The sequence below is a fragment of the Calditrichota bacterium genome (assembly GCA_013151735.1).
In the GTDB taxonomy this organism is placed as follows: domain Bacteria; phylum Zhuqueibacterota; class JdFR-76; order JdFR-76; family BMS3Abin05; genus BMS3Abin05.
In genome coordinates, this window is record JAADHR010000189.1 from 1 (window position 1) to 20,486 (window position 20,486).

Here is a 20,486-nt window from a genome sequence, read left to right on the forward strand (position 1 = left end):
CCGGCCCGAATGCAGATTGGTGAATGTGTAAGATCCGTCGGAGCCTGTTACCGTTAAAAAGGGTCGTCCGCCCTTTTTAGGAAAGGCCATCACCCAGGCTCCGCTGATCGGAAGGCTGTCGGCATCGGAAAACACCAGACCGGAAATACCCCCCCGCACCGGCAACCGATCCAACGTAAAATCAATATCCCCCAGACTGTCGGAATCGGTGATTTCCAGAATGGTGGCCGAGTCCCTGGAGGCACTCTCCTCATAAAATTCGCGATGGTATCCTCTTGCAATGGCTGAAACCCGATATTTGCCGGGCATGAGATTTTCAATTGAAAACGTACCATCTTCTCGGGTCATCGAAACCTTGGAGAAGGGCGAATTGAGTTTCTTTGCCAGCACAACGGCGTGAGCGATTGGATCTCCGGATTCTCCATCCGTAACCCTGCCTGCAAGGATTCCCGATTTTTCCAGCGTGAAATTAATATCGGTGACGGATTGATTCAAATCGATTTTCACAAGTGTGGCATCCTTTAGTCGGGAGGCGTCCTGGTAGTATTCGGGTAAATACCCCTCTGCCTTTGCTCTAATCACATAAATTCCTGGGCGCACATTTGGGATTGTAAATGTTCCGTCTTCTTCTGTTCGGACGCGATAGGGCCGCTTCCCTCGCCAGGTTTCCGGAAAGGCCTCAACCCGCGCATGTGCAATGGGCGCACCGGTGATTGCACTGGTAACGACGCCCGAAATGGAGGCCAGCGGATCCAGAGAAAAAGTGATGCCGGTCGTATGGAGCCCGTCTTCAACCTTTACAGGTGTGGCGTCATTAATATGCGTCACATTGTCAAAATATTCCACACCAAAGCCCTCGGCAACCGCTCCCACAATGTAATTTCCGGCGGGAACCGACAAAACAAAATTGCCGTTTTTATCCGTTTGGGTGTGTCTGGCCCAATGCCCGGGGAATCGACGGGTTTTCAGACGAACCACAAAAACCGTGGCCCTTGCGATGGGGTCACCCGTGGTGGCGGAGAGAACCTGTCCGGTGATGGCACTTTTTGTTTCCAGCGTGAAATTGAGATTTTCTACGGAATCCGGTTCGGTTACCGAAACAGGAGACGCATTTCGCGGATCAGCCGCGTGATCAAAATACTCCTTTTTGAAGCCCTCCTTATCAGCCGATAAAATGTAGGTTCCGGTGGGGATTCCCGCCATTCGAAAGGCGCCGTCTTCATCGGTTACGCCGTGATACCGAATCAGCGGATTCACAACCAAAACGGCCTTCACATGGGCACCCTGCAGCGCTGTGGAATCACCTTCTGCCCAGACCATGCCTTTGAGAACCGCGCCGTGATTGAGGTTAAAATCGATGCCGGAAACCGTATCCGCAGAATCGACTTTTACGGGCGTTGCTTCCCGCAGATACCGCACATCCTTGTAAAATTCAGAAATGGTGTTCTTGTGTCTGGCCACAACGACGTAATATCCCGGAAGCAGATTATTCAATTCGTAGTTTCCAAGGGAATCGGTTCGAGCCACCCGTGACCATTGAATTTTCCCGATTCGGTAAGCTTCCACGCGGGCGCCAATCAGCGGGGTACCCGAATCTTCATCCTGAACCGTTCCGGCAATGGCGCCGCTCATTTCCGGAGCAATAAAAACAGTCGCTTCCGCCTTGTACCGCCGTCCCAGAAATTCCGTGAAGGCCACCACCGTGACTTTTCCGTATTTTTTGGCTACAAACACGCCTCGTTGAGAGATTTCCGCCAGTCCCCTTGGCATGACAAACCACTTAAATGAAAGCATGGGCAAGGGAGTGCTTCCAACGGTTGATGCGTGTACCCGAAATTTCAGTGTGTCCCCGATTTGCACAACCCTTTTTCCAGGGAATATTTCCAGTCGCAGGGGCCATTTTTTATGGGTAACGATGACGCGTGCTCTTGCCTGAATCATTGTTCCGCTCACGGAAAGTCTGGCCACAATTTCGCCTTCTCCGGCATGATCGCCAGCCACAAAATAGCCGTCATCCGTAATCGTTCCCAGCGTGTCGGGCACGACCTTCCATTTAATGAGCCCCATGGGGGCCGGGATGGCATGTTTGTTAAAAAGCTGTGCCCGGAACTGCTGGCCTTCGCCGGGCGCCACTACGGCCCTTTGCGGCGTCACCAACAAAACATCTGCTCGGGCTGTTCCTGAAAAGTGCAAAAACAACATCCCCAACAGGATCAAAAAACCGTAAGTCAATTTCCTTTTCTTCATTTTGACACTCCTTTTTTTAGGTTTGATTGGAATTACGCTGGGCCCATTTACCATTTTGCCCTCAGTTTAAACAAATGCCGTGCCAGGGATATTCGTAACAGGATGCGATTTTTATGTACTAAAATTACATGATGTTACCCTTACAATTACTGCCGTGTGATTTTCCACACACACTTCTGTAAAGACTTTTTATCCCTTACGGTACAGACGGGTGTACCTGTAGGTACACTTTTATCCGAATTCGAAGAAAGGCCCATTTTTTGGCTTGATTTCCAATCGATTTCCGCCTAAATTAAATGAAACAGACTACCGGAAAGGAATAAAATGGCGGCTTCATCGCCTCACATTATTATTGATGCGTACAATCTCATTCATCGCGCAAAGGATCTGCGGGAGATTCTCGAGCAAGATCTCGAGCGTTCCCGGACGGCCCTGCTTACCCGATTGGAAACGTACCGGCGAAAAAAACAGGTCCAAATTACGGTTGTGTTCGACGGCGACACGGTTGGAGATCGTCCCGTGCGCACGATTTCAGGTCTGCACGTCATTTTTTCCCGCAACCCCGAAAAGGCCGACCCGATCATCAAAAATATGGTGCGCCGATCCAAAAGGCGGGGCTCCATTTTGGTCGTTTCTTCCGATCGTTCGGTGGCCGATTATGCCCGAAGCATGGGGGCCCGCAGTATGCCATCGGAAGAATTCTACCAGAGATTCCTGAGTTTTGAGCAGAACAATCCTCTGTCTGAAAAATACGATCAAAATCTCACGGAATCCGAACTAAAAGTCTGGATGGATCTGTTTAATTCGTCTCAATCATCCCCGGAAGACGATACATGACACCCTCTTTGGAAACACCGGAAATCAAGAGTCCCTCCCGCAAACGAAAACTCTATGCCTTCGGATTGATTCTGGGGTTGTTTCTCGTTTTTTTTCTGGTCAATCTGGATCGCTGGTTCCTTCTGCGCGAGGTTTTCCACTCCTTTGATAATGAATTATCCCGGCGGCTCCACAGTATTTCCGCTCTTTCCGCCGAATTGGTTGAAAATTACGGACTCACCTCCCTTTCCGATTTGTCGTCGGATCCGCTTAAATTGCTTTTGGTGGATTCACAGCTGCGAAAAATCAAGCAACAAAATCAATTGGACGCCATTTACATTATTGACCCCTCCCTTAACATTGTGGCCGATGCCCGGATGTCCGCTTCGTTCTCGCAAAAAAGAAATTATCTTCGCACGGATAGTCTGGCCATCTCCCAGGCGCTCCACGGCATTGCTGCAACCTCCCGGTTGCACCATATCGCAACCGAGTATTTCAAAAACGGATACGCCCCTCTGAGAAATGAACAGGGGAAAATTATCGGACTTCTGGTCACGGAAGCCAGTGCCAGCTATTTTACCACTCTTAAATCCTACAAACAAACCTTCTGGTTGTCGCTTTTGGCATCGGTTGCGCTTTTTATTCTTTTTAGCGTTTTTGTCTGGCAATCCTTTCAAAAGCTTCTTAAAACGGAGGAATCCCTTCGGCAATCCGAGCACCTGGCCTTTCTTGGGAAAATGGCCGCGATCATGGCACACGAAATTCGAAATCCGCTGGGAATTATCCGCGGTACAGCCGATGTACTTCGCAGCAAATACAAGCAGTCCGATCAGGAAGAGCTTTTCGATTACATCCCCTCGGAAGTCAACCGCCTGAACACGCTCATCGGAAATTTTCTGACCTATGCCAGGGGCCCGAAACTCCAGCGCCAGCCCCTGAATGTGCAGGAATTCATTCGTGACCAGCTCCGCCAACTGTCTGTCTCCGGCGCGGAAAAGGACATCCGGTTTGAAACATCCTTTCAGAATCAGGATGTGGTGATTCAGGCGGATCCCAACGCCCTGAAGCAGGTTCTCCTGAATATTTTTCAGAATGCCATTCAAGCCTCTCAAAAGGGAAGCACCATTCACATTCAACAAAATACGTTTCGAAAAAAGGGAAAAAACTGGCTGGAAATTTCTATTGAGGATCACGGCTGCGGAATTGAAGGAGATCCCGAACGGATATTCGAGCCGTTTTACACCACCAAAAGCACGGGAACCGGACTGGGAATGCCCATTTCAAAAAAGATCATCGAATCCCACGGCGGGAAAATTTCCGTCGAAAGTGAACCCGGGAAAGGAACGCGTGTCAGACTCTTTTTGCCCATTGAACCCTAAATGATCGGGAATGACGATGGACTCAACCTTTCGCTTACTCATTGTGGACAACGAAGAAAAAATGTGTACCCTGCTCAAAACCTACCTGACGACCGAAAAATTGGAGATTGTGACGGCCTTGAGCGGAGAAGAAGCCATTGCCCGCTTTAAAGAGGAACCGTTTGATGTGGTTTTGACAGATCTGAAAATGCCGGGGAAATCCGGGCTGGATGTTCTGGACGAGGTTTTGAGGATGGCCCCCGAAACCTCCGTTGTGCTGATGACGGCCTTTGCCACCGCCCAAACCGCCGTTCAGGCCATGAAGAAAGGGGCTTACGATTACCTGATTAAGCCTTTCGATTTCGAAGAAGTGCGTCTGAAAATCGAGCGCATTTTAAAAGAAAAGGCCTTGCAACAAGAAAATGTGGGGCTGCGGGAGCAGCTGCAAACCCGGTTTTCTTTCGAAAATATTATCGGGCATTCCGGCGCCATGCAGGATGTGTTTAAGCTGATTAAAAAAGTAGCCAATACCGACACAACCGTTTTGATTCGCGGCGAAAGCGGAACCGGAAAGGAATTAATTGCTTTGGCGATCCACCGGAACAGCCACCGGGCCGAAAAGCCGTTCGTGGCCGTAAATTGCGCCGCCATTCCGGAAAATCTCCTGGAGAGTGAATTATTCGGGTACGAAAAGGGCGCCTTTACCGGCGCGGATCGCCGCAAGCCCGGGCGCTTTGAATTGTCGGCCGACGGGACAATTTTCCTGGACGAAATCGGCGATCTGAGTCCCGCGCTTCAGGCAAAGATCTTGCGGGTCCTTCAAAACAAAACCTTCGAGCGACTGGGCGGCACAGAGGCCCTGCACGTGAAAGCACGTATTATTGCGGCTACCCATCGCGATCTGGAAGCCGCTGTAAAAGACGGGCATTTTCGCGAGGACTTGTACTACCGGATTAACGTCTTCCCCATCTTCCTGCCTCCGCTAAGAAAGCGAAAAGAGGATATTCCCGAGCTGACCGAACATTTTGCGGCCAAATATTCCAAAAGGCCGTTGAAAATTACGCCGACTTTCATTCGAACGCTTCAGGCCTACCACTGGCCCGGGAATGTGAGGGAATTGGAAAATATTATTGAGAGAGCGGTGATTCTGGCCGATCATGACGAATTGACAACCGAGCATCTGCCCCCTCATCTTGCGCACGGGGTAGAAGGGTCCCTGTTTGATGCAGAGCTTCCCGACGACGGAATTGAGCTTGAAAAGGTCGAGATCCAATTGATTCGAAAAGCCCTGGCGAAATCCGGCGGCAACAAGAGCAAGGCCGCCCAGTTACTGGGAATTACCCGGCGAAAATTGTATTCCATGATGGAACGTTTGAAAATAGAGCCATGATGGGGAGCGCTTTGACGAAATAAAAAAGATGGTTCTACTGGAATTATTGTGGGCGTTGTTGTCATGGCGTATTTTAAAAAACATACTGAGAATTCCGATTTGAGTTTCTTCCTGTCATCGCGAGTACGCCTCTGGCGTACGTGGCGATCTCCTCTCCACAAAAAACCAGTAGAGCCAAAAAGATTCTGGCCGCGAATGCGCGAATTCAATCCGTGGTTGGCCCCTTGTCGGTCTCACGTCCCGGCCCTTTCATCTTCAACAACAGGTCCAGATAAGCCTCACTAACCAGTTGATATTCCCTGAGTTGAAAATGCTGTTTCAGAAAATCCATGAAAATGGGAGCCTCGTTTTCTTCACGGGCCGTTTGAACCACAATTTCAAATTCGAGAAAGGTTCCCAATTCCTTCACCCGGTCCAGATGAATCCGGGCGTTCTTAAGCAAGAATAGCTTGCGGCGCTTTTCAACACAGCCAAGAATCCCCAGACTCTTTTCCAGGATCGCCTTCATTTTCTCCGTTTCCGTTACGGCTACAATCCCGTAGTCGCTCCATTTCTCCGATGCCGTATCCGGGCGAAGGTAAGCAATCAATTCGGAAACCGGGTTATCGGTTTCCCGAAGTTTGAGGCGGCCTCGCGGCACCCGAAAAAACGTATCTCTCTGGAAACGCTCCCATTGAAACGCTGCCCCGAGGCCTCTGGCAATTTCTTCTGCCTGTTCCAAATCGGAACAGATTGCTTTCAATTCGAGATTTTTCACGGAATTATAATTTATACCCAAACTTGCGCAGAATCTCTTTTCGTTCACGGATGTCTTTTTCCGTTTCCACACCGAGGGTACTCAACCCGTCAATCACACCCAGTACCCCCCTGCCCTGCTCGGTTTCGGCGATGACAACCTCCGTCGGATTGGCCGTTGCGCAGAAAATTCGAACCACTTCCGGTACGGCTTTTACAACATGGAGCACATTGATTGGAAACGCGTTTTTGAGAAAAATGATAAAGACATGCCCGGCAGAGATGGCACGCGCATTCTTTTTGGCCAGTTCGATCATCTCATCATCCGTACCGCTGTACCGAACCAGCCGGGGCCCGGAGGATTCACAAAATCCGAGTCCAAATTGGATTCCGGGAACGGCCGTAACCAAGGCCTCATGAATGTCTTCCACCGTCTTAATAAAATGTGCCTGTCCCAGAATAAAATTCAAATCCTCCGGTTTTTCAATTTTAAGTGTCTTAAGCTCCATGGTCACAATCCTCCTCTATTCTTACGGTTAAAATCTTTAATCCACCCATTCGTCAACGTACTCAGGGCATTCCGTTTTGTCTCAGATCAAACGAGATCGCGTCCCGGAAACAGGTGCGGAAATTCCGGGCAATTCCCCCTTTACTGTTTGCAATGTAGATGCGGTGGTTGATGTGAAAAAGCTCATCCTTCAACCGGACAACCGGAAAATGATCTTTTGCCAGCCAACCGTAGCGGCGGATCAACTCTTCTTCAAACAAGCGTACAATTTTATCCTTCATTCGCAAATGCGTATCCTCGAAAAAAACGGCCAAATCGGGAAGCAGATCCTGAATACGGGATAAAAAATTTTTCACCTGCTGATTATCCACAGCTTTTGGGGGCGAGGATTTTACCTCGACATAAAGCAAAAACCGGTCAACAAGAGCCAACACATCGTAGTCGCCCCCCACGTGGCCATTCCGCAAAACCACCCGAAACGAAGCGGGCGCCTCAAACTCCCGGCGCAGGATTTGAGCCAGATACCATTCAAGGGTTTCCCCGAAATTGGGAACAAAATCGACCAAGAGCGTGAATGAGCCGTCCCGGTTCTGCCGTACGATTTGAAGATCGTCCAGCGTTTTCAGGTAGCGGCGAGCCGCACCTTCCGAACAATAATGGGTTAAATTTTGCAGGGTCACATTCGGCTGAAATTCCAGCAAGTCTCTTAAAAACAATCGAAAAGAGTAGCGGTGCAGCAAACGGAAAAACCGGGCAATCTTTTCATCGGAGCGGAAGTGCTTTGTAACAAGTTGATCTCCAATATCCGCGTGCTGAATCTCCAGCCCTCTGGCAAGAATAGCCCGAGCGAGTTGCGCATCCATGGTCTTTCCACATTCAGTGCATATTTTTTATCTATCCAAAGAATACAAACGATCTCTTTTTCAAAGGTAGTGCGATCGACCAAAAGAATCAAGCATTTTTTGTTTGAAATTACTCTTGCAAGGCATCAAAGAGTTTCGTAAATTTAAACTAATTTGAGAGTCGTCCTAACAAAGGGGCTTCGGATGAAAGGGCTTAAAACAGGCCTTCGGTTTCACCTGATCGTGGCCTTCCTCTTTTTTTACACGGGTTCTCTCCCTCTGTGGGGTCAGGTTTTCGAGGGCTACTGGGAACAGGTCGGACAGGTTACCTCACTGCTTCCCATGATGGGAAAAACCGTAGAGAAAGAAGATCACCGTATTTTTATAACTGCGGATAAAATCAAAACGGTGGATTTAAATGACGGCCGAACAAATATTTTCAGATATGACCGGAAGATGATTTACCGACTGGACCCTGCCAATAAAACGGTGGCGGAAATTTCCTTTTCGAATTTTGAAACCATGATGAAGCGCAATTGGCAGCGGATGGATCGTATCAATCAACGTATGCGGGAAAAAATGAAATCCCTGACCCCTCGTCAGCGCAGACTCCTGATTCAATTGCTGGGCGGAGATCCCGGAAAAACGGCCTACCAGTCGCCGAAAATTACCGTCCGGTGGCTGCCCGGATCAAAAACGATTCTGGGTTACCGGTGCCGCCATCTTCAACTGTTGGCCAATGGCACCGTTTTAATGGATGCCGATTGGACAAAGGACATCCGGCTGCCGCGAAAAATGTTTGAAATATTTTATCAATTCGGTTATTTCCCCTACAAATTACCGGAACGTATCCGAACCATTGACGGATTTCCCCTGAAAAGCCGATTAAACATCTCGTTTGGCGCAGCAAAAATTTCTTCTGAAACACGGGTTACGAAAATACGTCGGACACATGTGGCCCGTAAAGAATTTGACATCCCAAAATCTTACAAATCGATTCCCTGGACGTACATGAAACTATTTTAGGAAAGGTCCTGCCATGAAAAAACAACTTATTTTTTTGCTTGTATTTTTTTGGATTGTACCGGTACAGGCCAAAACCGGGCCTGACTTTTCGCGCTTTTTTAGGGATCGAACCCTGCGGATGGATTACGTTCACTCGGGGACTAAAACCACCAGTCTTTACAGTTTGAACCATTTTTATGAAGAAGGCAAATGGCCGGGCAGTACCACCAATCTGGTAGACACGCTTAATTTGGGTAAATATCTTTTGCGTGTATTCGATTTAAAAACAAATCAGCTTATTTATTCTTACGGCTACAGCACACTTTTTGGGGAATGGCAAACGACTAATGAGGCTTTGGAGGGAACATCACGGTCGTTCTCGGAAACCGTGCGTTTTCCCTTTCCGAAACGCCCGGTTCAAATCACAATTTCCGAAAGGGATCGACGGAATATTTTTCACGAAAAATTTTCAACGGTCGTGGATCCGGCATCACGGTTCATCAGCCATGAATCGCGCATCCCCGAAAACATCGACGTTAAACCCCTTCTGAAATCGGGTGATCCTCACAAGAAAGTCGATATTGCGGTTATTTCGGACGCCTACACCCTTCAGGAAAAGGGGAAATTCTTCTCCGATGCCCAAAAACGAATAGACGTTTTGTTGAATACGGAGCCCTACAAATCGCATAAAAACAGAATAAACGTCTGGGCGGTGTTTGCTCCGTCCCGGGAATCGGGACCTGACCAGCCGCGAAAGAGAATCTTTCACAACACCGCCATCAGCACCAGTTTTAATTCACTGGATTTACCGCGTTATTTGATGACCACCGACAATCAGGCCCTGCACGATATTGCGGCGGCCGTTCCCTACGACAATATTTACATCCTGGTAAATTCTTCCCGATATGGCGGCGGGGCAATCTACAATTTTTACGCTGTGTGCATCTCGGATAATGTGTGGAGCAATTACATCTTTGTCCACGAATTCGGCCACGCCTTTGGCGGATTGGCTGACGAGTATTATTCCTCCAAGGTAACGTACAACGACTTTTACCCGAAAGGAATCGAGCCGTGGGAACCCAATATTACGGCACTGTTGAATCCCAAAAATTTGAAGTGGAAGGATTTGGTCACACCGGGAACTCCCATTCCCACGCCGCCGGATTCTGTGAAGTACGGGCATGTGGTAGGTGCGTTTGAGGGGGCGGGCTATGTGGCCAAGGGATTGTACCGGCCGACGCTAAACAGCTGTATCATGTTCCGGAAACAATCGAAAAAGTATTGTCCGGTGTGCCAACAGGCCATTTTGCGGGTAATTCAATTTAAATCAGAATAAAACAAGAGACAGGATAGACGGGATTATCCCGTTTATCCTGTCCAAATTCACCCTTTTTACAGGTACCAAAATTTTCGCTTTCCCAGAAATCGCTTGGAGAGTTCCCGTACCAGAAAATCGTAGGCTTCATCCACCGTATCTGCAAAGTTAAAAAGCGACAAATCCGATTCATGAATCGTTCCCCACTCGACGAATTTATTGAAATGAAGCACGTCTTTCCAGTATTCCGATCCGAATAAAATGATCGGAATGACCTTTTGAAGCTTTTTGGTCTGAATCAGGGTTAGCACTTCGAAAAGTTCATCCAGTGTTCCAAAACCGCCGGGCATAACGACGAGTGCTTTGGCCAGATACATAAACCAGAATTTCCGCATAAAAAAGTAGTGGAACTGGAAATTCAGTTCCGGGGAAATATAGGGGTTGGGGAATTGCTCGTGGGGAATGCTAATGTTCATCCCAATGCTCATCCCACCCGCCTCAAAAGCGCCGCGATTGGCGGCTTCCATCATCCCGGGGCCCCCTCCGGAACAAATGATAAAACGCTGGCCATTTTGCAGAGACATCGACCATTGCGTGAGCCGGCGGGCCAGTTCACGGGCATCTTCGTAATACTCGGCCAGTTTAACCATGGATTTTGCCTCCGAAAGCGTAATTCGATCCATTTCATTTTTGTCCGGGTCAAACCCCTCTCGTTTTACAATTTCGGAGTATTTTTCTTGTGCTTCGTTCATGGGAAGGGCGCGTGCCGACCCGTAAAAGACAATGGTATCCTTGATTCGGTATTTACGAAGCCTGCTGACCGGCTCCAAATATTCTGCCAGAATGCGAATGGGCCTGGCCGAACCACTCTTCAGAAAATTTCTATTCTCATAAGCCACATCCGGTCTTTTTGAATTCTTTTTCATCGAAACCCTCTCCCTTATCTATTTTAGGCGATTTCCCGAAACCAGTTCATGGTTTCGGAAATGACCTGCTTTCTGTGTTGTACGGTGTCGTAGGTGTGGTTGGCTCCCGGGATTTTCACAAATTTGGCCGGCCCGGAAGCTATCTTCTTGAACGCCTCAAACCCTTCCCGAAAAAGCGGTTCATCCTGATCTCCCTGCACAATTAATTTGGGAAGAGTCAGCCTGGCAAAAGATTTTTGTATGTCGAAGGAAAGAGCCTCCAGGATGAATCCCCGTTCGACCAGCCACCCCTCGTGTTCGATAACATCCACTTTTTTAAGAGCCCCTTCCAACTGGCCATTGGTGTAGACCTCAAACAGTTTCCGGAAATCCGGAAGGGTAGACCACAAAATAAGACCATCGGCGGCTTCGCTGGCCAGCGTAAGAATGGCGGTTGCGGCACCCATACTGATCCCAAGGACAAAGATTTTCGTAAACCCCATTTTTCGAACGGTGGATAGCGCATCTTTCAGGTTCTGAATATTTTGGCTGACCCGCGTTTCCCGGAATTCTCCTTCACTGTCACCCGACCCAAAAAAATCAAATCGAAATGCCATGGTGCCGTTTCTGGCGAATTCACGGGCCATCTCCACAAACAGGCGTTTATTTTCACCCTTGTGCGAGGTGTACCCGTGGCACATAACCACAACTTTTTCGGTAGGCTTTTCCGGATAATGCCGGATTCCCACCAGCTGATGTCCGTCACTGTAAAAGACGGTTGGAATTTCTAACATAGCCCCTCCCAATTTATTTCACAAATTTATTCTCATGAATTATTGCCTCAGCGATACGACAACAATGGCCAAAACCAACAAAATTCCCCCGATAATTTCGGTCCCCTGCAGCCTCTCCCCGAGAAAAATGGCCGAAAACAAAACCGCAAAAAGAATCTCTGTGAGGGTCAGAAAAGATGTCAGGGTAGCCGTCAAGCCTTTTAAACTAACCGACCAAAAATAAAACGGGACACTGGTAAAAACAATGGCCGTTAAGAGCACAATTTCCAGCTCCTGTCCTGAGAAATGAGTCGGAAAAGGTTCAAAGAGAACAGCCAAAGGCGTCAGAAAAACGACCGTTGCCAAAACAAAGGTTGTTACAATTTCAAATACCGAAGCCGCAGATTGTTCCAGCATTTTTTTACCCAGGATAATAAAAACAGCCCAGCTTACGCCCGCCAATAGAACCAGGCCATCCCCCAGAGGACTCCCCTCCCTCATATGAAAGCCGTATGTACCCATTGTAAGCAAATAAATGCCGATAAACGATAGCACGATTGCACCGTATTTTTCCCAGGTCAACTTTTCACGAAGAAAAAAATGGGCAAAAATGACCACAAAAATCACATTAATACTTACAAAAAAGGACGCCTTGGCGGCTGTGGTTGTTTCCATCCCCAAAAACTGCAAGGCGTACCCCCCTGCGTTAAATAATCCCAGCCACCAGATTCCTCGCGGAAGTTTCCAGAATTGCCGTTTGTTCTTAATAAACGGGTACATGGCCAGAAACGCAACGAGCATCCGAAAATCGGCAAACCACAAGGGTTTGATATACCGCAATCCGTATTTCACAATTGGAAACGACCCTCCCCAAAAAACAGCCGAAAAAAGAGCCGCTACGATCAAAGAACCCTTGGTTTTCATGGTTATTTCAGAATCGAGATCTTTCGTGAAAAGCGGCGGTTTCCGACCTGTATCTGGTAAAGGTAGAGACCCGAGCTTACCGGCTGCCCCAATTGATTTTTTCCTTTCCAGACAAAGCGATGGCTTCCCGGCTGCAAAATCTTTTGTTTCACAATAAGCTGTCCCAGGACATTGTACACGGAAATAGTTGCCGGGATTTGAGAATTTGACAATCGGACTTGCAGTGTTACCCCGCTTGAATAAAGCGTCCTTTGGCGGACCGGATTCGGGAAAACGGCACTCAGATAAAACCGGTCGGGTGCACCTGAGGAGTGGCTTTCGGGGTTCACACCTGCAATTGTAAAGCCCATAAATCCCAGAATCCGCCCCATGGCCTTCTTGCGAACCGAATCGATCGTGATCGTCTCAAAGGGGAAGCCCCAGTACATCACTCTGCCAATTTCCGTTCCCGTTCCAAATGTGCCCTCAAAGTCCACGCCTGCTGTGTACGAGGTGCCTGTGTAGAGGAGGTCGGCTCTTCCTCCATTTACAGGGGAAATACAATCGGCATATTTCACCAGGTAGGTTCCGTGTGTACCGTCGCCAAAACGAAACGACCCCAGTGGCGACAACGTTTCGCCGGAAATCCCCGTCACGGAAAACCGTTTGGCATCATCCCGAACATACTGGGATTTCAGGTAATTCCTGAAAAATTCGCGCCCGTTATTCTTGTAGTCCAGATCCCAGGCAATTTCCGATCCGGAAACAAAGAGCCCTCCCCCGCCCTCAAGGTAGGCTTCGGCTTTTTCCTGCTCGGCCGCGCTGAAGGTATGATCCGCGGTCGATTCTTCTCCCAGAATCCAATCCACAAACGTGTAATCTGAAAGATCCACCGTTCCGTTTTCCACCATTTCATTGCTGCAGGATTCAAACGAGAGGCCGTTCTCGGAAACAGGAGCGGCATGAAGTCGGATAAAATTCCTGGTATTGGTTGATTTTTGACGGTCGTAACCGTAAACCAACAGCACTTTTGGGACACGGTTTCCGGTTTGAACAGCAAGTACTTCACCGGGAGAGCTTTCCTCGCCCGTTGTGTCGATGGATACCAGCCGCACGTAAGTGGGCTGATCGGGCATCAACGAATCGATGGTGAATGAAGAATCGCTTTCCTCTTCAAGAAAATTGAAGCTGCGCCCGTCGGTGCTTGTAAAGACCTTCACCCGTGAGATATCGGGAAATTTCTGCCAGACGATTTCCGCCATTTGGGGCCCGATCCGCTTGACCAGATACGGGGGTGCCTGCACAAAAAGTTGGTCGAAACGCCGGGGCGTGTAATCGCCCCAGTAAACGGCTCGCCGAACCACCTTTGCGGCGCTCCCGGAGGCCTCGTAAACAATGGGGCGCCCGTCCGGGGCACGCATGTCGAACAGGCGGACATGGCTGTGGGGTTTGTTGAGAATGTCTCCCTGTTTCAATTGGCTGCGAGCGATTTCAGTCGAATAGTTGGGAAGGGTTGCCGTGGACTGCCGCGGGATTTCCCAGCACCGCGAAACGTAGGCCGAGCAGTCAATCCCTGTGGCCCAGGGAGGAACCCCGCCGTAATAATTGTAATGGCACAGGTGACTTCCGGCCCCGTCACCGGCGGCAATCCGTTGCAGGAACCGTTCAACGGAGTCATTTCCGCCGTAGGAATAGGCTTCCCCGCGAAACGTGCCGCCCGCATAAAAATCGCACGGCTGACATCCGCCCGACGTGTAGGGATGATTCACATTTGCCGATGAACACGTCCAAACCACCTCGGCAAAGGTTTTGGCGTTTTCCATGATTTGTTCACGGGTAATGGCCTGGGCCTGTGTGGCTAAGAACGCCAAAAAAATAAACATTCCAAATTTTGAAAGATGATTAAATATCCTCATTGGCGCCATTCCCATTTTAGGATTGAAAAACTCTCAGGCAAAATTCGCATGAAATAAATAGTCCCTTTTGCGTCAATTGTAATAGGTCTGTGGATGTCCGCGATGTTTTCATTGGGAATATCAATTTTCGCCATCAGCTTACCGTCGGGCGAATAACGGAGGACAGAAAATACGGATTTCCCGGGTTCAGGGAGGATTTCTTCCAACACGTAAAAATTATTCTTTTGGTCGGAATTGAGGTACTGAACGGCACCCAGATGGGCCTGCGGTGAAATTGAGATTGTGTGGGTATTGCGTCCCGAAGCGTCCAAAACCCAGATTTCCCCTGCGTCTTCGGACTTCCAGAGCGTTCGATAGCGGTTTTTCCCAAACCGTCCGGCCAATCCTTCAAGAGGCTGAGCCGTTGCCTTCAGGAGCGAGGGGATCTGCGAAATGGTTTTAATCTGCGATTGATCAAGCAATGCGTAGGTTTTTTGCTCCGATGTGAGCACCACCAATCGGTCGTTTTGCCAACGGATACCCTCCAATAAATTGATCGAAGACGGAACCAGAAAGCTTTTTTTAAATCTCCCCAGCGTATCGATGATGGAAATTTGGCCGTCGTAGGGGGCCAGCAGGTAAAGCCATCCGTTGGGCCCGGATGTAATGTCCATGGCACGGGAGCGAATGGGAAACGCCCGGATAAACCGGCCGTCCTCTCGAAATCCCTGCACACGGCTGTTCACCAGATCGATTACCCAGAGGTTACCCGACGCGTCTACGGTAAGGGCTTCGGGCGCCACTCCTTCGGCCTCCTTAAGCAGCCCAAATTGTCCCGGCGCCGAGCCCCAGGGCGTCTGAAGAAGAACCGTTCGGGAATAACTCCCTCCCTTCGAACAGGAAACAAAACTTAGCAGTAAGAAAACCGAAAACCAGCCAATACGGAGCGATTTGGTCATGATAGGTTCCTTTATTACCATTTTGATTCACTCATGCAATTTTCGGTCGGGTTCTTAAACCGCCTTCCGAAAATGTATTTTTTGCGAAATTTAATAATACTCAAATTCCAGCTAAAAATCAAGCGAATTAGGGCGTATTCCCCAAATGGGGGCATTTTGATTCAATCAATCATTTTCAGAGTACTTTTGAAGAAAAATAAAATCCCATTTTCATAGCCGTGAATCTGCGGAGGAATGATGCGGGTCCTGTCGTTCATCTGCCCAATTTTATTTTCTTGATTCTTACACCAACATTTCTTACATTTTAGCCTGATTTTTTGGGCAAGTGTAGAAAGAGAAGGGAAAATCATTTGAAACAGTCCGAGGACAAAACATCCAGTCGTTTATCTGTGCGATCGGAAGAAACTATCACCAACCGGCGTTTACTCACACTCTCTATCGCCGCACTGGGCGTCGTATTCGGCGACATCGGGACGAGTCCGCTCTATGCTATTCGGGAATGTTTTTACGGGGATTATCGGGTGGCGGTCACGTCTGCAAATATTTTCGGCGTGTTGTCCCTTATTTTCTGGGCCCTGATTATTGTCGTCACGCTAAAATATTTGACCTTTATTCTCCGTGCGGACAATCGGGGAGAAGGCGGGATTATTGCCCTTACGTCGCTGCTGAAACCCAGAGGTCCCATGAAACGCAATGTACAGTGGACCCTCGTCGCCATTGGTATTTTCGGCGCCAGCCTGCTCTACGGTGACGGAATGATTACCCCGGCTATTTCCGTGATGAGCGCTTTTGAAGGGATTTCGGTCTTCGCCCCCCAATTCGATGCCTTTATCATTCCCCTGACCGTGATTATCCTGGCGGGTCTGTTTTTTATTCAACCCCGGGGAACGGGAAAAATCGGGGCTCTTTTTGGCCCGATCATCTTCTTCTGGTTTTCGACAATCGGGATTCTTGGCCTTCTCGAAATTATTCGGAATCCCCGGATTCTTCTGGCGCTTTGGCCCGGTTACGGGCTGAGTTTTCTCATTCAAAACCACATTCACGGATTTCTGGTTTTGGGGGCTGTTTTTTTGGTTGTTACGGGCGCCGAAGCCCTTTACGCGGATATGGGACATTTCGGGAAACGCCCCATTCGTCTGGTTTGGGGATTCTTTGTGCTTCCCGCCCTTCTGCTCAACTATTTCGGGCAGGGGGCTATTCTGCTTTACAAACCCGAACTGGCCCACAACCCCTTTTATGCCCTGGTTCCCTCCTGGGGAATGATTCCAATGGTTGTGCTGGCCGCTGCCGCGACCATCATTGCGTCTCAGGCGGTCATTTCCGGGGCCTTTTCCCTCACCCTTCAGGCGGCTCAACTGGGTTTTCTGCCGCGGATCAAAATCATTCACACCTCCGCCAGCCAGTACGGACAAATTTACGTCCCTATTGTTAATTGGATTTTGATGATTTCTACCATTAGCCTGGCCATTGGATTTCACTCGTCCACCCATCTGGCAGCCGCCTACGGCGTGGCCGTGACCTCCACCATGCTCATTTCGACGATCCTCTTTGCGGTCATTGCGCATAAAAAGTGGAAGTGGAGTCTGGCCGTTCTCATTCCTCTCATCAGTTTTTTCTTTGTTGTGGATGTCTCGTTTTTTCTGGCCAATGTCAGCAAAATTTTGCACGGGGCCTGGTTCCCACTGGTAATCGGCGGACTGGTTTATTTAATCATGATCACCTGGAGGCGGGGACGGGACTATCTGGGAGGGCAAATGAGACGGTTGACGGTTCCTCTGAAAGAGTTCCAGGAATCGATCGAAAAGAATCCTCCTCAGCGGGTTGAAGGCGAGGCTGTTTTTCTTTCAGGGCATGCCGACGTGGTTCCCGTGTCGCTCCTGTACAATTTAAAGCACAACAAAATTCTCCACTCGGAAATTGCTTTTCTGCACATCGTAACCGAAGAGGTGCCCCGCGTTCCTAACAAGGATAAGGTGGAGCTTTACAGGTTGGGCCGCGGATTCCACAAGGTTGTGGCTCATTACGGATTCATGGAGCATCCCAATATTCGAAATATTCTGTCGCTGGCGATTCAGCAAGGGCTGGAGTTTCGGCTGGACACCCTCAGCTTTTTCCTGGGGCGTGAAAAACTAATCCCCGGGACGCATCCCAAAATGAGCCTTTGGCGGATTCACCTGTTCGAGTTCCTGTCCCGAAATGCCGTGGATGCCACCGACTATTTCCGAATTCCCCCTGCTCAGGTGATTGAATTGGTCGTGGCCCTGCGGATTTAACCCCTAAAATTAAAATAAATCCCTATTTTTAAAATGCCGGGGATTTTGCACTGACTTTATTTTTCCACAATCTCAAATTCCGCCTTTTCCCGGATGTCTTCCGAAGACGCTCCCATTTGAACCTCGTACGTCCCCGGCTCAACCACAAAAGACTTCTCCTTCGTACTGTAGTAAGCCAGATTCGAAATGGGTAACGTAAACTCCAGAGTTCGGGCTGCCCCCGCACGTAAATGAATGCGACGAAACGCCTTGAGAATTCTTTTCTGTGTCAGATGCCTGGAATGCAGGGCACGAATGTAGAGCTGAACGACTTCATCCCCATCCCGTTCGCCGGTATTTTTGATGTCAAGTGATAGTTTCAACGAGTCGGATGATCCCAATGTATTCGAATCCAGTTTTAGGCCGCTGTACGCAAACGTGGTGTAACTCAGTCCGAATCCGAATGGGAACAGGGGCTTTTCCTTTAAATACATGTACGTGCGGCCTTTGGTCAGGTCGTAATCGTCAAACGGCGGCAATTGATCCGTGGAAGCGTAAAAGGTCACGGGCAGGCGGCCGCCGGGATTGTAATCACCGAAAAGAACATCCGCGATTGCCGTACCGCCCTCCTCGCCCGGATACCAGGCGTCCAAAATGGCAGGCACATGCTCGTTTGCCCAGCGAATGGCCACGGGACTGCCGTTTTCCAACACCAGAACCACATTGGGATTGGCGGCGGTCACCTTCTTTAAAAATTCCTCCTGCACCCGGGGCAGTTCGATCCGCTTCCGATCCATCGCCTCCGCCTCCTGAGTCTGATCCAGTCCCAGGACGGCAATCACCACATCCGATTCCCGGGCTATTCTGAGAGCCTTTTCTTCCTCCGCATTTTCGAAATCCCACACCAATTTGACCACAGCATCGCCCATGTCTTCAAAATAATCGATTTGAATCGGGTAGGCCTTCCCCGCTTCCAATTTTACCGAAATCACATTTTGCGTGGCAGCCCGATCCACCCATTGATCGACAACCAGCTTACCGTCCAAATAAAATCGGACGCCGTCGTCTGTTACCACTCCGATTTTGTAGGTGCGTGTTTCCGGTGGAATAAGGTACCCCGTCCAGCGCACGGAGAATTTGTCCGTGGGGATTTTGGACGGATCGGGAGATCCCCCTCCCCAGTCAAAATCGATGGTAGCATCCGTTCGACTGAATAGGGGGTTTCCTTCAAGGTTTTTATTTGTAAAATAGTCTCCTCGCAGGCCGGATGCTCCTCCAGTCTTTTCTTCGGTAACCAGATACCGGGATGAAATGACCGGAAGAATATCGCTGGAAATCTCACAGCCGCGGGCGTACCGTACCACGGTTTTTTCCGAAACCTTGTTCCGGATACCCTCCAGAGGCGTTACCGCCCGGGATGGCTGTCCGCTGTAATTTCCGAATTGAAGAGAATTGGCATTCGGCCCCACAACCGCAATGGATTTCAACTCTTTTGAAAGCGGCAGGAAATGATCTTCGTTTTTCAGCAAAACCATGGATTCCAGCGCCGTCTGGAGGGCCAGTTCCCGGTGTTTGGGGCTGTCCACCACGCTGTAAGGAATCTTTGCAAACGGCACCCGTTCAGGCGGATCAAACATGCCCAATTGAAACCGTGCCTTGAAAAGGCGTGTGACGGCTTGATCAATCACCTTTTCAGAAATCAACCCATCTTGCACTGCCTTAAGCAGACTTTTGGGATAGGCCTCCCCGCAGTTCAAATCGCAGCCCGCCTTCACGGCCTTGGCAGAGGCTTCTTCCAGACTTTTGGCATAATGGTGGTTTCTGTAGATGTCGTCAATTGCTCCGCAATCGGAAACCACGTACCCCGAAAAACCCCACTCTTCCCGCAAAATTTCCTTTAAGAGAAAGGGATTCGCACAGCACGGTACACCGTTGACAGCGTTGTAAGCCCCCATAATGGACTGGGCCCGGCCTTCGCGAACGCAAGCCTCAAATTGGGGTAAATAGTACTCCCGCAACTGGCGCTCGTTCACATCGGCCGAACCGGTGTGACGGCGTTCCTCGTCATTGTTCATGGCGTAGTGTTTGGGTGTGGCCACCAATTTAAGATAGCGGGACTCCTCTCCCTGAAGCCCCTTGATAAACGCGACGCCCATCCGGGAGGTCAGGTAGGGATCTTCGCCGTAGGTCTCCTGGGTGCGTCCCCACCGCGGATCACGGGCCATGTTCACCACAGGGGTCCAAAATGTGAGTCCGTAGTAGCGTTTGCGATTGCCCTCGGCCAAAGCCTTGTGATGTTTGGCTCGGGCCTCGTCGGAAATGGCTTTGGCTACACGGTAAATCAGCTCCTGGTGCCAAGTGGCTGCCATCCCAATGGCCTGCGGGAAAACGGTGACAATCCCGGCACGCGCCACGCCGTGGAGGCATTCGTTCCACCAGTCGTACTCGGGAATTCCAAGCCGTTTAATAGCCGGCGAGGTATTTCCCATCTGAGACACCTTTTCTTCTAATGTCATTCTTGAAATCAGGTCTTCTACTCTTTGATCCACAGATAGATCAGGATTTTCATATGGTTCCATTTTT

16 protein-coding genes are annotated in these 20,486 nt (G+C 49.5%); 6 read left to right on the forward strand and 10 right to left on the reverse strand.

Going from position 1 to position 20,486, the window contains the following annotated elements:
• Nucleotides 1-2,247, reverse strand: a 2,247-nt coding sequence (locus GXO76_13375) for a carboxypeptidase regulatory-like domain-containing protein (protein ID NOY78848.1), incomplete at its 3' end; no start/stop codon positions are given.
• A gap of 324 nt (nucleotides 2,248-2,571) precedes the next feature.
• Between GXO76_13375 and GXO76_13380 the strand changes: the two genes are divergently transcribed.
• From GXO76_13380 to GXO76_13390, 3 genes are read left to right on the forward strand one after another with little or no spacing between them, the layout of a single operon-like run.
• Nucleotides 2,572-3,084, forward strand: a complete 513-nt coding sequence (locus GXO76_13380) for an NYN domain-containing protein (GenBank protein NOY78849.1) — start codon at nucleotides 2,572-2,574, stop codon at nucleotides 3,082-3,084.
• A complete protein-coding gene (locus tag GXO76_13385) occupies nucleotides 3,081-4,442 on the forward strand; it encodes a hypothetical protein (protein ID NOY78850.1) in 1,362 nt (453 codons plus the stop codon). The genes GXO76_13380 and GXO76_13385 overlap by 4 nt, the downstream gene beginning before the upstream one ends.
• Nucleotides 4,443-4,458: 16 nt before the next feature.
• Nucleotides 4,459-5,811 carry a sigma-54-dependent Fis family transcriptional regulator gene (locus tag GXO76_13390; GenBank protein ID NOY78851.1) on the forward strand — a complete coding sequence of 451 codons (1,353 nt, stop codon included), beginning with the start codon at nucleotides 4,459-4,461 and terminating at the stop codon, nucleotides 5,809-5,811.
• 205 nt (nucleotides 5,812-6,016) lie between these two features.
• Here GXO76_13390 and GXO76_13395 read toward each other — a convergent pair whose 3' ends face one another.
• The 3 genes from GXO76_13395 to GXO76_13405 form a co-directional block, all read right to left on the reverse strand.
• On the reverse strand, nucleotides 6,017-6,553 hold the full coding sequence (locus GXO76_13395; protein NOY78852.1) for a class IV adenylate cyclase: 537 nt from the start codon (nucleotides 6,551-6,553) through the stop codon (nucleotides 6,017-6,019).
• 19 nt (nucleotides 6,554-6,572) lie between these two features.
• Nucleotides 6,573-7,055 (reverse strand): hypothetical protein, encoded by a 483-nt coding sequence (locus GXO76_13400; GenBank protein ID NOY78853.1) that lies wholly within the window; start codon nucleotides 7,053-7,055, stop codon nucleotides 6,573-6,575.
• Between the two features lie 61 nt (nucleotides 7,056-7,116).
• On the reverse strand, nucleotides 7,117-7,917 hold the full coding sequence (locus tag GXO76_13405; protein ID NOY78854.1) for a hypothetical protein: 801 nt from the start codon (nucleotides 7,915-7,917) through the stop codon (nucleotides 7,117-7,119).
• 183 nt (nucleotides 7,918-8,100) lie between these two features.
• On the opposite strand from GXO76_13405, the gene GXO76_13410 reads away from it, so the two are divergent.
• Together GXO76_13410 and GXO76_13415 are read left to right on the forward strand one after the other, a co-directional pair.
• On the forward strand, nucleotides 8,101-8,922 hold the full coding sequence (locus GXO76_13410) for a DUF4412 domain-containing protein (GenBank protein ID NOY78855.1): 822 nt from the start codon (nucleotides 8,101-8,103) through the stop codon (nucleotides 8,920-8,922).
• A 13-nt stretch (nucleotides 8,923-8,935) separates the two neighbouring features.
• Complete coding sequence (locus GXO76_13415; protein NOY78856.1) at nucleotides 8,936-10,237, forward strand: peptidase M64; 1,302 nt, start codon at nucleotides 8,936-8,938, stop codon at nucleotides 10,235-10,237.
• A gap of 56 nt (nucleotides 10,238-10,293) precedes the next feature.
• Here GXO76_13415 and GXO76_13420 read toward each other — a convergent pair whose 3' ends face one another.
• The 5 genes from GXO76_13420 to GXO76_13440 are packed head-to-tail and all read right to left on the reverse strand — an operon-like array spanning nucleotide 10,294 to nucleotide 15,651.
• Entirely contained in the window at nucleotides 10,294-11,142 is an 849-nt protein-coding gene (locus tag GXO76_13420) for a TIGR00730 family Rossman fold protein (GenBank protein NOY78857.1), read from the reverse strand.
• Between the two features lie 23 nt (nucleotides 11,143-11,165).
• A complete protein-coding gene (locus GXO76_13425; GenBank protein NOY78858.1) occupies nucleotides 11,166-11,915 on the reverse strand; it encodes an alpha/beta hydrolase in 750 nt (249 codons plus the stop codon).
• A gap of 39 nt (nucleotides 11,916-11,954) precedes the next feature.
• Nucleotides 11,955-12,818 (reverse strand): DMT family transporter, encoded by an 864-nt coding sequence (locus GXO76_13430; protein NOY78859.1) that lies wholly within the window; start codon nucleotides 12,816-12,818, stop codon nucleotides 11,955-11,957.
• 2 nt (nucleotides 12,819-12,820) lie between these two features.
• Nucleotides 12,821-14,680: a T9SS type A sorting domain-containing protein gene (locus GXO76_13435; protein NOY78860.1), complete on the reverse strand. Its 1,860-nt coding sequence runs from the start codon at nucleotides 14,678-14,680 to the stop codon at nucleotides 12,821-12,823.
• A gap of 29 nt (nucleotides 14,681-14,709) precedes the next feature.
• Nucleotides 14,710-15,651 (reverse strand): hypothetical protein, encoded by a 942-nt coding sequence (locus tag GXO76_13440; protein ID NOY78861.1) that lies wholly within the window; start codon nucleotides 15,649-15,651, stop codon nucleotides 14,710-14,712.
• A 389-nt stretch (nucleotides 15,652-16,040) separates the two neighbouring features.
• On the opposite strand from GXO76_13440, the gene GXO76_13445 reads away from it, so the two are divergent.
• Nucleotides 16,041-17,924 (forward strand): potassium transporter Kup, encoded by a 1,884-nt coding sequence (locus GXO76_13445; GenBank protein ID NOY78862.1) that lies wholly within the window; start codon nucleotides 16,041-16,043, stop codon nucleotides 17,922-17,924.
• A gap of 56 nt (nucleotides 17,925-17,980) precedes the next feature.
• Here the strand turns inward: GXO76_13445 and GXO76_13450 are convergent, their stop codons facing one another.
• Nucleotides 17,981-20,419, reverse strand: coding sequence for a glucan 1,4-alpha-glucosidase (locus GXO76_13450; GenBank protein NOY78863.1), 2,439 nt, complete (start codon nucleotides 20,417-20,419; stop codon nucleotides 17,981-17,983).
• Nucleotides 20,420-20,486 lie beyond the last annotated feature (67 nt).